Here is a 14,663-nt window from a genome sequence, read left to right as displayed (position 1 = left end):
GAGACGACACTCGGGCCCCCGGCCTGCCCAACTTCACCCCTCCGAACGAAAACGGTCCACCGACTCCGTCGGCGGACCGTCACGCAAGATCGAGGTTAGGCGGCTGATTGCTGTGCGCGCGGCACGGGCGCCGGCCGGGCTGGAGCGGGACGGAGGCAGGAGCGCAGGCCCGGCCGGGGGCCGGGCCGCGCGCGGGGAGCGGAGCGAGCCGCACTTGAACCAGTAGAGAAAGTTGTAACTCAGTCGGATGCCTGGGGTGCCGGATCACCCTGCTGTCATTGCCCGAGGTTGGCGCGAAGCACCTCGGATGCGCATCTATCCCACTGGGCGCACTCTGAGCTTATGAACGGCGGGAGCTCTGCCTGTCGGCAGCGAGAAGCTTTGGCCCGGCTATGACCACGGGCTATCCAGCACCATCAACCGATCCGCCTCCGAAGTCCTCGGGCGCGGCAAGGCGAAGACGTGTGCATCTCGTGCTCGCGGCTCTCATTGGTGCCGTCGTTGGGGCTGGCGCCGTCGGAGTCGCCTGGGGCATCACAGGTGGCAGCCGGCACACCGCGAGGCAGAATCCGACCGCGACTGCATCGCGCGTCACGCACCGGACACCAACGACGTTTGTCCTGACCGGCACGTTCGAGCTGACCGACGGGGTTGTTGGCGATGGTGCCGGCGGGTGTAAGGGCGGTGAGGGCTATAGCGACATCTCTGAAGGCACGGCTGTCACGGTGTACGACGCGACTGGGACGGTGGTAGCTACCGGCGGCCTTGGTGAGTCGACGCGAGCGGGCAGCACATGTCGATTCGACGTGGCCGTCAGTGGTGTGCCTACGGGCAAACGGTTCTACAAGGTGGAGGTGTCTCACCGAGGGACTGTGCAGCTGACGGAGGCGGAGGCTAGAGGTAGCGGGTTCGGGGCCACGCTGGGGTGAGCGTCACCCGTTGTCGACTCAGCAACAGCCCAGTCCGCTTGTCAGCTTCCTTGGGGACTGTTGCATTGGTGGTCGATTCCTTGGGGCTTGTAGTCGTCTACGCAGACGGGGAGTTCGACGCCTTGTCGGTGTGCGAGCGGTAGGAAGATCACCGGTCGGATAGTCCACGTGATGGCGGTGCTGCCGTGGGTCACTGAGACCTCGCAGGGTTGACCTCGTAAGAGTGCCTGCCGGGTTGCGATGCGGCCCTGGTACAGCCAGACCCATGCTTCGTCGGAGGCCGCGGGGTCCAGTGCCGGTGAGATCGTGCGGAGTGCGACTGCGACCCACCGGTCTGCCTGTGGGGCCGAGTAGGCGTCGAAGGAGGCTCGGAGTGCGGGCCGCTCCTGTTCTGGGAGCTCTTGGGTCCAGCACTCGCACCAGTAGCCGCGCCTAGTCTCGGAGTTCAGCACAGGTGACCTCCTGCGCGCGTGCCGGTGAAGAGCTCCGCCGTGACCGTGTGGCCGCCGTCGCTTTTGTGGACCACCACTCGGTGGGCGATGGCGCTGACCATGCCCAGGCCGCGGCCGTGCTCGGCGTTCTGGTCCTCGTGCTCGGCCTTGGGCGCCGTGCCGGCGCCTCCGCCGTCCGTCACCGACAGGGCGATGACCTGGGCGGAGACTGCCAGGGCCAGATGGAAGCTGCCCGAGTCCCGTCCGCTGGCGGTGTGAAGGATGGCGTTCGCGCTCAGCTCGCTCACGATCAGTTCGGCGTCCTCGGCCAGGGGCGAGCCGCGCAGGATGTCGCGGGTCCAGCGGCGGGCCCGGCTGACCTCTTCGGGGAATCCTGGGCAAGTGAGTCCCCAGACCCGGGCTGTACTCGTATACTCGTGCATACAAGTTCCTTCATGCTGGTAGGCCGCCATGTGCAGCGGGTTCGGACTAGACGAGTTTCACGCCATCGTGAGCGCGGATGGCCGGCGGGGACGCCGCGTCGAGTGCGTCCAGGACGCGGATCGCGTACGCCTCGTCGGCGAGGTCGGAGACTTCTTCACGGGTGGCCCAGCGCAGGGCGCGTGTCTCGTCGCCGGTGGTGGGCACACCGTCGGCGGCCTCGCAGCGGAAGACCAGCGAGACGATCAGGCCCGTCATGTTCTTGTAGACGCCGGTCAGGGTCGCGGGAAGCGCGATCTTGATGCCGGTCTCTTCGAGGACTTCGCGTTGCAGAGCCTCGGGGATGGTTTCCTCGCGTTCGAGGACGCCGCCCGGGGGCTCCCACTTGCCGTTGTCTCGGCGCTGGATCAAGAGGGCCCGGTTCTGGGCGTCAACGATCACTCCGGCGACGCTCACGGAGTGCGGACGGTCCATGCTCACGTTCCTCGGCCCTCTCGGCTGGCTAGGCTCTCCACCGTAGCAACAAGACTCGCCCACACGTCTAGATACCTAAAGGAGTACGCGCGTGAGTCCTTCTCTTCCTTCCGGTCTCCTCGGCGACCTCGACCCCACGAGCGATCGTGCGGTTTTCCGTCAGATCGCCGACCAGCTGCGCGAGGCCATCGACCGCGGGCGATTCCATGAGGGCGACAAGCTGCCCTCGGAGGCCGACCTTGTCGAGCATTACGGGGTATCCCGGATGACGGTCCGAAACTCCTTCTCCATCCTCCAGGGGGAAGGGCTCGTGCATGCCGAGCACGGCAAGGGCGTCTTCGTCCGACCACGGCCCCCCGTACGACGTCTCGCCTCAGACCGCTTCGCCAGGCGGCATCGGGAGCAGGGCAAGTCCGCCTTCATCGTCGAGGCCGACGCTGCCGGCAGTCACCCCCAGGTCGATAGCCTGGAAGTCAAGGAAGAGAAGGCCAGCCCCGACGTCTCCGCCCGCCTCGGCTCCGTGCGGCGCGTGCTGGCCCGGCGGCGGCGGTATCTGTTGGACGGCCGTCCGGTCGAGTTCGCCACCTCCTTCCTGCCCCTCGACATCGCGCGCGGCACGCAGATCGCCGAACCCAACCCCGGGCCCGGCGGCATCTACGCCCGCCTCGAAGAACTGGGCCACCGCCTTGACCACTTCGAGGAGGAGATCCGCGCCCGGATGCCTTCGCCGGCCGAGGTGAAGACGCTCCGGCTGGCCTCCGGCGTCCCGGTCATCCACCTGATCCGGACCGCCTTCGACACCGAGGGGCGCGCCGTCGAGGTCTGCGACACGGTCATGGCCGCTGACGCATACGTGCTGTCGTACCAGCTGCCTGCGACCTGATCGTCATGGTTTGCGGTGGTGCGCGGGGGCGATTCCCGGACTCGTACACCCCAACACGCTTACTCGTATAGACGAGTGGGCAAGTTGTCCTGCATAGTGGTCCACGCGTTCCCGACATCGGGTTCGCAGAACGCCACATGTATAGACGAGTAGATAGGGGAAGTCCCTTGCGTACCATCCGCGTTGAGACCTCGGCCGCGACGATCCTGCTGACCGAGGCTCCCGAGCCCAAGGTCCGTGACCGTCAGACGGGCGAGATCGCGAAGGATGCCGTCAGCGGTGAGGCGCTGATGACGATCGGCGTCGTCCACATCGAAGACGGCGAGTCGTCGCTGATCAAGGTCACCGTTCCCGAGAGCGGTGTTTCCGAGGGGCTGGCGCTGGGCGCGCCGGTCTCGCTGCCGGGGCTGGTCGCCCGGCCGTGGGAGTCAGTGTTCAACGGGCAGAAGCGTCACGGCATCGCCTTCCGCGCCGCCGCCGTGACTCCGGCCGCCTTCCCGGCCGCTGCGGGGGCTGCCGCCTGATGACCGACCTGACGACGCTTCTGGAGGTGGGTGGTCCCCTCGCCGCGCTCGGCGGTGGGGCCGCCTACACCCGGGCCAAGCACCCGGGCGTGTACTGGTCCACCATCGGCCTGCCGATATCCACGACTCGGCTGCTCGGCTCGTACGGCTCGGTCATGGAAGCCTGCGGGTTGACCGTGGCCCCCTCCCGGCTGAGAGTCCTCGCCGTTAAGGCCACCACCAAACGAGAAGTCCGGCCCGTACCGCCCCGCCGGGGCATCATCCGGCCCACCTCGACCGGACTGCGCATCCGACTCCGGCTCGCCCCGGGGCAGGAACCCGCCGACGTCGCCGCCTCCGCCGAACGGCTGCGGCACGCCTGGGGCGTTCACGCCGTGTACGTCACCACCGTCAAGCCCGGTGTCGTCGAACTGCGGCTCGTCGGATACGACGTCCTGCGCAAGGTCCGGATGCCGCGCAAGGTGGCGGACGGCTTCCTCAAGGTGCCGGTCGCGCTGCGAGAGGACGCCATGCCCTTCGTGCGCGACTACCGCACCATCCCGCACCAACTCACCCTCGGCGCGACCCTGTCCGGCAAGTCCATGTACCTGCGCCACCTCATCACCGGCCTGGCCCGGCAGCCGGTCGCCCTGGTCGGCATCGACTGCAAGCGCGGGGTCGAGCTGGCACCGTTCGCGCCCCGGCTCTCAGCACTGGCCACAGACCCGGAGCAGGCGGCCGAGCTGTTGCCCGTGCTCGTCAAGGAAATGGAGGACCGATACGACCTGATCAAGGCCCGGCAGGGCATCGCCCCGGACACCCCCGACGAGGAGATCACCTCCGACATCTGGGGCCTGCCCGAACACCAACGCCCCACGCCACTCGTGCTGTTCGTCGACGAGGTAGCCGAACTCTTCCTCGTCGCCACCAAGAAGGACGAGGAACGGCGCGACGAGATGGTCACCCAGCTCATCCGGCTCGCCCAGCTCGGCCGCGCCGCCGGCATCTACCTGGAAGTGTGCGGACAGCGCTTCGGCGCCGAACTCGGCAAGGGCGCCACCATGCTCCGCGCCCAGCTCACCGGCCGTGTCTGCCACCGCGTCAACGACGAAGCCTCCGCAAAGATGGCACTCGGCGACATTGCCCCCGAAGCGGTCATGGCCGCCTGCGCCATCGCCCCCGAACGACCCGGCCTGGCCGTGGCCGGTGACACCTCCGGCGGCTGGTCCCGCATCCGCACCCCCTACCTCTCCCTCAGTGACGCGGCAGAGACCTGCCGCGACACCGCACACCTGGTCCCGGACCTGCCCGCGCTCAAGCCCTTCCGCCCGGACGTGCCCGCTCGACCCGTCGAGGCCCCGGCCCCGCTCGTGAAGCCGCGCCCGGTGACCGACTGAGCTACCCCACCACGGCCGGCGTGACCGCCTCACGCCAAGTCCCTACCCCTCCCATGCCTGAACCCGAAAAGGAGCCTCAGCATGCGCGCCCAACTGGCCCGCGTCGACGCGGTGCTCGTCCAGGCACTCATCGCCGCCTCTCTGTCCTTCGCCCACCTGCACGACATCGCGGCGGCGGCCGGACAGGCCGGATGGAAAGCGTGGGCCTACCCGATCAGCGTCGACCTGCTGCTCGTCGCCGCCTGGCGCCGACTGCGCTCCGGCGATGCCAAAGCGTCCGGCTGGTGCTGGTTCCTCATCGCCCTGACCGCATCCCTTGGCGCCAACGTCGCCACCGCCGGACTCCTCGACCTGACCCACGTGCCGGCCTGGCTGCGCATCCTCGTCGCGGGCTGGCCCGCCGTCGCCTTCCTCGGCGGCACTCTCCTCGCCCACACCACCCCCGCCCCACCGGACAACAACCTCGACGTCATCGAGGACCAGGAGGAGACGCCCGACCCCACCCCCGAGCCATCCGCCCAACCTGCCCTAGAAGCACCGCCCGAACGCCCCGCCGTATCAGTCCCGGCCGCCCTGGTCGACCACGCTCGCAAGGTCGCCGCCGACCACCACACCCGCACCGGCACGCCGATCGACACTCCGACCCTCCGCGCCCGCCTGGGCGTGCCGGCCCCCATGGCCGAAGCCATCGCCGCCCAGCTCTGAAAGGAGACTCACGTGACCGCCAACCGCCGCTTCCGCAGCGTCACCCGCATCGGCCCCGTCCAGGTCGGTACGTCATACGACGGCCGGGGCCGCGAGAAGCACACCGCCGCCTGCACCGCGCCGCGCTGCGGCTTCTCCGCCGACTACGACAGCCGGGCCGCCGCCGAACTGGCCGCCCGCACCCACCGCTGCCCCGTCCGTTGAAAGGACCCCGAAGACCGTGACCGTCAGCCTCCCGCTCGTGTTCGTCCTCGGCTTCTTCGCCTGGGGAGCGGTCAAGTTCCTCGGCGTCCGCACCTGGGTCGTCGTCCTGATCGCCCTCTTCGGCTTCTGGCTCTCCCACACCTTCATGGCCCCCGCCATCGAGTCCGGCACGCGCTCCGGCGTGGACGTCATAAACGGCTCACATGACTAGACGAGTAGATAAGGAGTCTCCGACCGTGTTCCTGCCCAAGTACCCCGACAGCCCGACCCCGCCGCCGGCGCACACCCACGCCCCGACCGCACCGGCGCCCATACGGCGCTCACTGCCGTCAGTCGCGATCGACAAGAACACGGTCGCCGTCGTGCTCATCGGCGGAGTCGTCCTCACCGCGCTTCTGGCCGCCGTCGCCGTGACGGCCATCTCCGTCGCCGTGGCCGCGGTCGTCCTGCGCTCGATGCTCCGCGACCACAACCGGCGCTGAACCCTCGTCCCCGGCCGCTCGGGGCGGCGGCACACGACGAGCACTCCGCCGCCCCGGGGCCTGTTCCTCCCGACCGAGCCAGCCAAAGGAGAAAGCCATCTTCGCCCGCACCACTCCGGCCCCACTCCCGGAAGTCGCGCACCTGGCCGCACAGGGCACGCTCCCGGGCATCCTCCGCCAGCTCTCCGGCCTCGGTGGCTGCACCCACCCGATCCGCCTCGACGGCCACCGCACCGAGTACGACGTCGACACCACCACCGGCGAGATCGGCAACGTCCTCCACCACCTCGACTCCACCAGCCTCCCGGCCGGCCAACTCCTCGTCCGCTGCAACAACCGCCGCACCACCCGCTGCCCGGCCTGCGCCGAGGTCTACCGCCGTGACACCTTCCACCTGATCACCGCAGGACTACGCGGCGGCAAGGGCACCCCGGAACACGTCGCCACCCACCCCCGCGTCTTCGCCACCTTCACCGCCCCGAGCTTCGGCCCGGTCCACAACCGCCCCTCCAGCGGCCGCACCTGCCGCTGCGGCACCCACCACGACCAGGACGACGACACGCTCGGCACCCCGCTCAACCCGGACACCTACGACTACGAAGCGGCCGTGCTCTGGAACGCGCACGCCGGCGCCCTCTGGCGACGCTTCTCCACCTATCTCCGCCGAGAGGTCGCCAAGCGGGCGGGCCTCTCCCAACGCCGACTCCGCGACCACGCCCGCGTGTCCTTCGCCAAGGTTGCCGAGTACCAGAAACGCGGCGCCGTCCACTTCCATGCCGTCATACGCATCGACGGCCCCGGCGGCGGAGACACCCCGCCCCCGCCCTGGGCCACCGCCGAACTCCTCACCGACGCCATCCGCGCCGCCACCGCCAAGGTCCGCGTGGACGGCCCGGTCATCGACGGCCGCACCCACACCTTCACCTTCGGCCGCCAACTCGACGTCCGCACCATCAAATCCGCCGACTTCAACGACGGCCAGGAGCTGACCGAGCGAGCCGTCGCCGCCTACATCGCCAAGTACGCCACCAAGGGCGCCGAGACCGCGACGGGAGCTCTCGACCGCCCCCTGAAGTTTGCCGCCGAACTCGCCCAGCTCGACATCAGCGACCACGCCCGCCGCCTCATCCGAACCGCCTGGGACCTCGGCGCACGCAAGAGCCTCGAACCCCTCCGCCTGCGCGCCTGGGCCCACATGCTCGGCTTCCGCGGCCACTTCTCCACGAAGTCCCGTCGCTACTCCACCACCCTCGGCGCCCTCCGCGACGCCCGCGCCGAATGGCGCCGCGCCGAAGTAGCCACCGCACAGTCCGAACGCGGCACCGACACCACATACGTCCTCGCGCACTGGGTCTTCGCCGGCACGGGCCTGTCCTCCGCCGAAGCCTGGCTCGCCGCGTCCCTCGAACCCGCCCCCGGAACCGAAGGAGAGCCCACCAAATGACCACGGCCGCGCCCGAACTGCTCACCGTTACCGAGGTCATGACGCGGCTCAAGGTCGGCCGCACGAAGGTCTACGACCTCATCCGTACCCGGCGCCTGGTCTCCATCAAAGTCGACGGCTGCCGCCGCATTCCGGATGACGCCGTACGTGCCTTCATCCGGGGCCAGATGGAAGAGGCGGCCTGATGACCAAGCGTCGTAGCCGCGGTGACGGCGGCCTGCACTGGGACGAGAAGAGACAGCGGTGGATCGCCACGGCGAACCTCGGCTTCGATCCGAGCGGCAAGCGGATCGTGAAGCGGGGGAGTGGCAAGACCAAGACGGAAGCGAAGAACAAGCTCAAGGAGGTGTTGCGGGATCACGAGGACGGCCTCGCCATCGCACCCACCAACTACACGGTCAAAGACGCGGTGACGGACTGGCTCGCCTACGGGCTGGCCGGCCTCGACCCCAGAACCGTCGAGACCACAACGCTCCTGAGTCATAAGCACGTTATTCCGTCGCTCGGCGCTCGCAAGCTCCGTGACCTCAGCGCGGAGGATGTAGACCGCTGGTTGGCCACCAAGTCGAAGACGCTCAGTACGCGCACCCTCCAGGGCCTTCACTCCTGCCTGAACCGCGCCGTCAAGCGGGCTATGGCGCGGGACAAGGTGAAGCGCAACGTCGTGGAACTCTGCTCGGTACCCCAGGGGCAGGCTGGCCGCCCGTCGAAGGCGCTCACCTTCGCCCAGGCCGAGGCCGTCCTCAAAGGAGCCGAGGGAACCTCGATGTACCCGTACATCGTCGTCGCGCTGCTGACCGGTGCCCGCACCGAAGAACTGCGCGCCCTCACCTGGGATCACGTCTTCCTGAGGGGCCGCCCGGACTTCGATCCGCCGCAACCTCCGCACATCGCCGTGTGGCGTTCGGTTAGGCGCACTGGCGACACCAAGACCCGGAAGTCCCGGCGCACCCTCGCCCTGCCGGCGCGCTGCGTCGAAGCTCTCTGGCAGCAGTTCGAAGATCAGGGATGGGATCGGCTCGCCGCCGGTGACGACTGGGAGGAACACGGGCTCGTCTTCTCCTCCGCCGTAGGCAAACCGCTCGATGCCGCCAACGTCCGTCGCGCCTTCCGCCAGGCGCTCAAGGGCATCGACGGGATCAACGCCGATGAGTGGACGCCCCGGGAGCTCCGGCACAGCTTCGTGTCACTGCTCTCCGACCGGGGTGTGCCGCTGGAGGAGATCTCCCGGCTTGTCGGGCACTCGGGTACGGCCGTGACCGAGGAGGTCTACCGGAAGCAGATTCGCCCCGTGATCCAGACTGGAGCCGTCGTCATGGATGGCATCTTCGGAGCCGATCCGCGCAAGCCGTAGGCACTCAGAAAGCGATAGTCACGCAGATAGACACGCAGGCCAAACAAGAGACCCACCTACTCACGTGAGTAGGTGGGTCTACCTGCTGTTTTGGCTGTCGGGGTGGCGGGATTTGAACCCACGACCTCTTCGTCCCGAACGAAGCGCGCTGCCAAGCTGCGCTACACCCCGATTGCCACCGCTCGTCGCGGTGACGTCGTTTACTTTAGCCCACCGGTGGCTGGAGACGAAATCCGGTTTTGGCGCGGTGGCGGATGAGGTTCGGGCGGGTGTGGTCGAGGGCGACCAGGAGGACCGCGAGGGCGTAGATCGAGAGGCCGATCAGGAGGGCGTTGGCGAGGACGGACTTGTAGCCGTGGGTGTCCACGTCCAGGAAGGGGTAGAGGTAGCGGGCCGAGGCTCCGGAGGGCAGGAGTTCGGCTCGGGTGAGGGTGAAGACGAGGTACGTCGCGGGGTAGATCAGCCACGTTGCCGCCTGGCGCAGGTGCAGGGCCGCCGGGGCTGTCAGGAGGAGCCAGTCCAGGGTGGCCGCCAGTGGGGTCGCCGTGTGCAGGATCACGTTCGTCGCCGCGTGCCAGCCCGTCGGCGGGGGTGCCGTGTCCGCCAGGAGAAGGTGGTGGACCAGGGCCGTGGTCACCGCGTACAGCAGTGTCGCGCCGGTCAAGGACGAGGGCAGGGGCTTGCGGGCGGTCCAGGCCTTGCGGGCCGACAGCAGCATGACCAGCGCCAGCAGGATGTTGCTCTGGACGGAGAAATGGCTGAGGGTGCGCAGGGGGGTGCCCAGCCAGAGTTCCACCGACACCGCTGCCGCCGCCGTCAGGGCGATCAGCAGGCGGAACGCTGCCGTCAGGCGGCGGCGGGACGGGGCCACCACCGCCGCGGCGGGGACGGGCGCGGGCAGCACCCCGGGGATGCCCGGTACGGCGGGCAGGTCCGGGATGTCCCTGGGTATGGGGGCGGTCATGCCCCTCACGCTAAGCAGGAGGGGGGATATGGGCTATTTAGGTGGGCCGGGTGGGTTAACCCGCCCGGCCCCGGCCCGATGCTCCCTCTACTTCTTCTCCACCAGCGTCAGCAGCGTCGCCTCCGGCGGGCACGCGAAGCGGAACGGTGTGTAGCGGTTCGCGCCGCAGCCCGCCGAGACGTGGAGGTAGGACGTCCGCCCCTCCGCCGTGTGCCGCGACAGGCCCTTCACCCGGTCCGTGTCCAGGTCGCAGTTGGTGACCAGGGCGCCGTAGAAGGGGATGCAGAGCTGGCCGCCGTGGGTGTGGCCGGCCAGGATCAGGGGGTAGCCGTCCGCCGTGAAGGCGTCCAGGACGCGCAGGTACGGCGCGTGCACCACGCCCATTGAGAAGTCGGCCGTGCCGGACGGGCCGCCCGCCACCTCGTCGTACCGGTCCCGCTTGATGTGCGGGTCGTCCAGGCCGGTCAGCTCGATCGACACTCCGTCGATCTTCAGCGCGCCCCGGGTGTTGGTCAGGTTCTGCCAGCCCGCCGCGTCGAAGCCGTCCCGCATGGCCTCCCACGGGTTGTGGATGGCGCCGACCGCTGGCGGGTTGCCGTTCAGGCCGTACTTGCCCTGCGCCTTCTCCACCAGGTAGCGAGCCGGGTTGCGCAGCTTGGGGCCGTAGTAGTCGTTGGAGCCGAAGACGTACGCGCCGGGGAACTCCATCAGCGGGCCCAGTGCGTCCAGTACCTCCGGCACGCCCTCGGTGTCCGAGAGGTTGTCGCCCGTGTTGATCACGAAGTCGGGGCGCAGGCCCGCCAGCGAGCGCAGCCAGCGCTGCTTCTTGCGCTGGCCGCAGACCATGTGGATGTCGGAGACCTGGAGTACGCGCAGCGGCCGCATCCCGGCGGGCAGCACGGGGACCGTCACCCGTCGCAGGCGGAAGGAGCGGGCTTCGAACCCCGCCGAGTAGAGCAGTCCGGCGGCACCAGCCGCCGCGATCCCCAGAGGTACTCTGTATCGCGCGCGCATGCCTCCATCGTGTCAGACCGCGCTCAACTCCCGTGCCCCGCCGCCGCTGAAGCGTCCCCTGGGGAAATCGAGGGGCGCCCGGTTACACGTACCTGCGACAATCAGGCCATGACCACGCTCAAGTCGAAGCTTCAGGATGACCTCAACGCCGCGATCAAGGAGCGCGACGAGCTGCGCTCCTCGACGCTCCGGCTGACGCTCGCCGCGATCACCAAGGAGGAGGTCGCGGGTAAGGAGAAGCGCGAGCTCTCCGACGACGAGGTGCAGAAGGTGATCGCCCGCGAGGCCAAGAAGCGGCGCGAGGCCGCCGAGGCGTTCGCCCAGGGCGGTCGTCCCGAGTCCGCCGAGCGGGAGAAGGCGGAGGGTGAGGTGCTTGCCACGTACCTGCCCAAGCAGCTCAGCGACGAGGAGCTGGAGAAGATCGTCGTCCAGGCGGTCGAGGAGGCCAAGGCCGCCGGTGCCGAGGGGCCGCGGGCCATGGGCGCGGTCATGAAGATCGTGAACCCGAAGGTGGCGGGCCAGGCGGAGGGCGGCCGGGTGGCCGCGGTCGTGAAGAAGATCCTCGCCGGCTGAGCGAACCAACTGAGCGAAACCAGCTGAGCGAACCAGCTGAGCGACCCGACCGGGCAACACAAGGGCGCTGACAGGCGAACGGCCCCTGTCCCTCGTAGGAGAGGGGCAGGGGCCGTAGCAGTCCCGGTCGGCGGCTGGGCCGCGGCTAGCCGCGACCCCCGTTCCCGTTACCGCCGTTGTTCGTCTGGCCCTGGAAGAAGTCCTCCGGGATCGAGAACGTCGGGTCCGGCTGGGTGGGCTCGCCGGTGGCGCCGCCGTTGACGGCGCCGCCGTCGGTCGTACCGCCGTCGATGAAGCCGCCGATCAGGCCGCCGTTGCCATTGCCGTTGTTGCCGTTCTCGTCGCCGTTCCCGTTGTCGTTGTCGTCCTCGTCGCGGTCCCGGTCACGGTCGCGCTCCCGGTCGACGTCGCTGCGCGGGATGTCGACGATGTTGAACGGGGGCGCCTCCCGGCCCTCCAGCGCGCCGGTCATCATGTCGCGCCAGATCGGGCCCGGCACCTGGCCACCGAAGACCTTCGCGTGCCAGACACCGCCGATGGTGATGTTCTGCATCTTGCGCTTGTGCGCGGGGTCGCCGACCCAGACGGCACCGGCCATGTTCGGGGTGTAGCCCACGAACCAGGCGGCGAACCGCTCGTCCGTCGTGCCGGTCTTGCCCGCGCTGGCGCGGCCGCTGAGGCCCGCCTGCTGGCCCGTACCGTCCTCGACCACACCGCGCAGCAGGGTGTTGATCGTGTCGGCGGTCTTCTCGGACATCGCGCGCGAGCAGGTCGACTTCGGGACCTGGAGGGACTCGGTCTTGCCGCCCACGCGCCGGGTGATCGACTCGATGGCGATCGGCGTGCAGTACATGCCGCGCGAGGCGAAGGTGGCGTAGCCGTTCGCCATGGTCAGCGGGGACATCTCCTGGGTGCCCAGCGCGATGGAGGGCGCCTGGACGATCTTGTTGCCGTCGGCCCGCTTGACGCCCATCTTCTCGGCCATCTCCGTTACCGGGCAGATGCCGATGTCGCTGATCAGCTCGACGTAGTAGGTGTTGACCGACTTCGCGGTCGCCTCCCGCATGTCGTACGGGCCGACCTCGGACTCGTTCTCGTTGGCGACCTTGACGCCCTGCTCGCTCCAGGACCCGCCGCCGCACTGGGCGACCGGGCTCGGGTAGTCCATCTCGTACGGCGAGGCGTACACCTTGTTCGCCGGCATGCCGCCCTCGATCGCCGCCGCGGCCACGATCGGCTTGAACGTCGAACCGGGCTGGTAGCCCGCGCCGCCGCCCATCGCCGCGTCGACCGAGAGGTTGATCTGGGTCTCGTTCTTGCCGAAGCCGTACGGGCGGGACTGGCCCATCGCCAGGATCTTGCCGGTGCCGGGCTCGACGATGGTCGCCGCGGTCGCCACGTCGTCGCTCTTGTTGACGTGGTCCTTGACCGACTGCTGGACCGACTGCTGGGCCTGTGGGTCGAGGGTGGTCTTGATGGTCAGACCGCCCTGGTTCCAGATCTTGGCCCGGTCCTCCTTGGACTTGCCGAAGACCGGGTCGCTCAGGAAGGCCGCGCGGACGTAGTCGCAGAAGAAGCCGGCGCCCTTCACGGCGGTGATGCAGCCGTTCTTGGGCTTGCTGACCTTCAGGCCCAGCGGCGTCTCCTTGGCCTTGTCGGCCTCCTCCTGGGAGATGTCGCCTACCTCCGCCATGCGCTGCAGCACGGTGTTGCGCCGCTTGGTGGCCTCGGTCTCGTCGTTGACCGGGTCGTAGCGGGAGGGCGACTGGACGATGCCGGCGAGGAGGGCGGCCTCCTGGAGCTTCAGCTTCTTCGCGGACTTGGAGAAGTAGCGCTGGGCGGCGGCCTCGACGCCGTACGCCTGCTGGCCGAAGAAGGTGATGTTCAGGTAGTTCTCAAGGATCTTCTTCTTGCCCAGCTCCTCCTCGACCTGGATCGCGTACTTCAGCTCGCGGATCTTGCGGCCGAGCGTTTGCTGGGTGGCCTCGGCGACCTTGGTCGGGTCGTCGCCGGCCTCCTCGACGAAGACGTTCTTCACGTACTGCTGGGTGAGTGTGGAGGCGCCCTCGGCGACACCGCCGCTCTGCGCGTTGCGGTTGAGGGCGCGCAGGACGCCCTTCAGGTCGACCGCGCCGTGCTGGTAGAAGCGGGCGTCCTCGATCGCGACGATCGCCTTCTGCAGGTACGGCGAGATGTCCTTGAGGTCGACCACCGTGCGGTCACGCGAGTAGACCGTGGCGATCGTGCCGCCCTTGGAGTCGAGGATCGTGGTGCGCTGGCTGAGCGGCGGCGTCTTCAGGTTGGCCGGGAGCTCGTCGAAACTCTCCACCGTGCCCTTGGCGGCCAGCCCGAGCGCGCCGACCGCGGGCAGGGCGATGCCCGCCAGGACGGCTCCCGCGAGCACACTGACACCGAGGAACTTGGCGGCCTGCTGCGCTGGCGACAGACCACCGCCCGAGAGCTTCTTTGGCATGAGGGCAGCCTACGTTCTCATTCGCCGGACACGCGTATATGCCTTGGCCTAAGCTGCTCACAACTGTCACAGCAGTGCGGCCACGTATCAATACGTCCGGCGACCCCGAATCGTTCCGGTCCGCCATCAGATTTTTGATGGAAACGTGTCCGAATCCGCCTTGTGTGTCACCTGGCGTCCGTTGTGACTCCATAGAACTGTCCCGGTTTGCCTGGATGATCACGCATGTCACCAGCTCACTCCCCCGGGTGATCTGCCGCTTCCCCATAGTCCGTTCGGACCATTCAAGATTGGGCCCGCTGGGGGTGTTGCGCTGTGCCCACCTTCCGTAACGTCCTCAACTGGCGGCGGTGAATATGCCGCTGCCGCCGTGGGGGAGCCTCGATTCGGGA

18 protein-coding genes and 1 tRNA gene are annotated in these 14,663 nt (G+C 68.7%); 12 read left to right on the top strand and 7 right to left on the bottom strand.

The genetic code is table 11. The annotated features are described in order from the left end of the window. Window positions 1-464 precede the first annotated feature (464 nt). Entirely contained in the window at window positions 465-929 is a 465-nt protein-coding gene (locus tag ACZ7L7_RS36805; RefSeq protein ID WP_453605309.1) for a hypothetical protein, read from the top strand. A 41-nt stretch (window positions 930-970) separates the two neighbouring features. Here ACZ7L7_RS36805 and ACZ7L7_RS36800 read toward each other — a convergent pair whose 3' ends face one another. From ACZ7L7_RS36800 to ACZ7L7_RS36790, 3 genes are read right to left on the bottom strand one after another with little or no spacing between them, the layout of a single operon-like run. Continuing rightward, window positions 971-1,381, bottom strand: coding sequence for a hypothetical protein (locus ACZ7L7_RS36800; protein WP_453605311.1), 411 nt, complete (start codon window positions 1,379-1,381; stop codon window positions 971-973). Then, window positions 1,375-1,803, bottom strand: a complete 429-nt coding sequence (locus ACZ7L7_RS36795; RefSeq protein ID WP_453605313.1) for an ATP-binding protein — start codon at window positions 1,801-1,803, stop codon at window positions 1,375-1,377. The genes ACZ7L7_RS36800 and ACZ7L7_RS36795 overlap by 7 nt, the downstream gene beginning before the upstream one ends. 46 nt (window positions 1,804-1,849) lie before the next feature. Then, window positions 1,850-2,257, bottom strand: a complete 408-nt coding sequence (locus tag ACZ7L7_RS36790; protein WP_272177588.1) for an NUDIX hydrolase — start codon at window positions 2,255-2,257, stop codon at window positions 1,850-1,852. A 109-nt stretch (window positions 2,258-2,366) separates the two neighbouring features. Between ACZ7L7_RS36790 and ACZ7L7_RS36785 the strand changes: the two genes are divergently transcribed. From ACZ7L7_RS36785 to ACZ7L7_RS36740, 10 genes are all read left to right on the top strand, one after another. Next, window positions 2,367-3,158 (top strand): GntR family transcriptional regulator, encoded by a 792-nt coding sequence (locus ACZ7L7_RS36785; RefSeq protein ID WP_115907211.1) that lies wholly within the window; start codon window positions 2,367-2,369, stop codon window positions 3,156-3,158. Between the two features lie 167 nt (window positions 3,159-3,325). Continuing rightward, window positions 3,326-3,682 (top strand): SCO3933 family regulatory protein, encoded by a 357-nt coding sequence (locus ACZ7L7_RS36780; RefSeq protein WP_055625151.1) that lies wholly within the window; start codon window positions 3,326-3,328, stop codon window positions 3,680-3,682. Continuing rightward, window positions 3,682-5,058 carry an FtsK/SpoIIIE domain-containing protein gene (locus ACZ7L7_RS36775; protein WP_453605316.1) on the top strand — a complete coding sequence of 459 codons (1,377 nt, stop codon included), beginning with the start codon at window positions 3,682-3,684 and terminating at the stop codon, window positions 5,056-5,058. Before ACZ7L7_RS36780 ends, ACZ7L7_RS36775 begins: the two co-directional genes overlap by 1 nt. Window positions 5,059-5,139: 81 nt before the next feature. Beyond that, window positions 5,140-5,763 (top strand): DUF2637 domain-containing protein, encoded by a 624-nt coding sequence (locus ACZ7L7_RS36770; protein WP_453605318.1) that lies wholly within the window; start codon window positions 5,140-5,142, stop codon window positions 5,761-5,763. 12 nt (window positions 5,764-5,775) lie between these two features. After that, entirely contained in the window at window positions 5,776-5,967 is a 192-nt protein-coding gene (locus ACZ7L7_RS36765) for a mobile element transfer protein (RefSeq protein WP_030673588.1), read from the top strand. A 16-nt stretch (window positions 5,968-5,983) separates the two neighbouring features. After that, window positions 5,984-6,178, top strand: coding sequence for a hypothetical protein (locus ACZ7L7_RS36760; RefSeq protein WP_240869941.1), 195 nt, complete (start codon window positions 5,984-5,986; stop codon window positions 6,176-6,178). A gap of 25 nt (window positions 6,179-6,203) precedes the next feature. After that, a complete protein-coding gene (locus ACZ7L7_RS36755) occupies window positions 6,204-6,449 on the top strand; it encodes a SpdD protein (protein ID WP_453605321.1) in 246 nt (81 codons plus the stop codon). A gap of 142 nt (window positions 6,450-6,591) precedes the next feature. Beyond that, window positions 6,592-7,893 (top strand): replication initiator, encoded by a 1,302-nt coding sequence (locus tag ACZ7L7_RS36750; RefSeq protein ID WP_453605369.1) that lies wholly within the window; start codon window positions 6,592-6,594, stop codon window positions 7,891-7,893. Then, the gene (locus ACZ7L7_RS36745) at window positions 7,890-8,078 is read left to right on the top strand and encodes a helix-turn-helix domain-containing protein (RefSeq protein WP_389294892.1); all 189 of its coding nucleotides are present in this window, start codon (window positions 7,890-7,892) and stop codon (window positions 8,076-8,078) included. Before ACZ7L7_RS36750 ends, ACZ7L7_RS36745 begins: the two co-directional genes overlap by 4 nt. Next, window positions 8,078-9,247 carry a site-specific integrase gene (locus ACZ7L7_RS36740; protein WP_453605323.1) on the top strand — a complete coding sequence of 390 codons (1,170 nt, stop codon included), beginning with the start codon at window positions 8,078-8,080 and terminating at the stop codon, window positions 9,245-9,247. Before ACZ7L7_RS36745 ends, ACZ7L7_RS36740 begins: the two co-directional genes overlap by 1 nt. A gap of 97 nt (window positions 9,248-9,344) precedes the next feature. Here ACZ7L7_RS36740 and ACZ7L7_RS36735 read toward each other — a convergent pair. The 3 genes from ACZ7L7_RS36735 to ACZ7L7_RS36725 form a co-directional block, all read right to left on the bottom strand. Further along, window positions 9,345-9,418: transfer RNA gene (locus ACZ7L7_RS36735), tRNA-Pro, on the bottom strand. A 34-nt stretch (window positions 9,419-9,452) separates the two neighbouring features. Further along, a complete protein-coding gene (locus ACZ7L7_RS36730; protein ID WP_453605325.1) occupies window positions 9,453-10,211 on the bottom strand; it encodes a Pr6Pr family membrane protein in 759 nt (252 codons plus the stop codon). 87 nt (window positions 10,212-10,298) lie between these two features. Next, the gene (locus tag ACZ7L7_RS36725) at window positions 10,299-11,225 is read right to left on the bottom strand and encodes a metallophosphoesterase (protein ID WP_285514265.1); all 927 of its coding nucleotides are present in this window, start codon (window positions 11,223-11,225) and stop codon (window positions 10,299-10,301) included. Window positions 11,226-11,333: 108 nt separating this feature from the next. Here ACZ7L7_RS36725 and ACZ7L7_RS36720 point away from each other — a divergent pair, with 108 nt between their 5' ends. Then, window positions 11,334-11,798: a GatB/YqeY domain-containing protein gene (locus tag ACZ7L7_RS36720; protein WP_285514264.1), complete on the top strand. Its 465-nt coding sequence runs from the start codon at window positions 11,334-11,336 to the stop codon at window positions 11,796-11,798. 145 nt (window positions 11,799-11,943) lie between these two features. Here ACZ7L7_RS36720 and ACZ7L7_RS36715 read toward each other — a convergent pair whose 3' ends face one another. After that, on the bottom strand, window positions 11,944-14,271 hold the full coding sequence (locus tag ACZ7L7_RS36715) for a transglycosylase domain-containing protein (RefSeq protein ID WP_285514263.1): 2,328 nt from the start codon (window positions 14,269-14,271) through the stop codon (window positions 11,944-11,946). Window positions 14,272-14,663: the final 392 nt, after the last annotated feature.

Source organism: Streptomyces sp. NPDC110618, from assembly GCF_055657065.1.
This window is presented reverse-complemented; position numbering and strand designations above follow the sequence as displayed.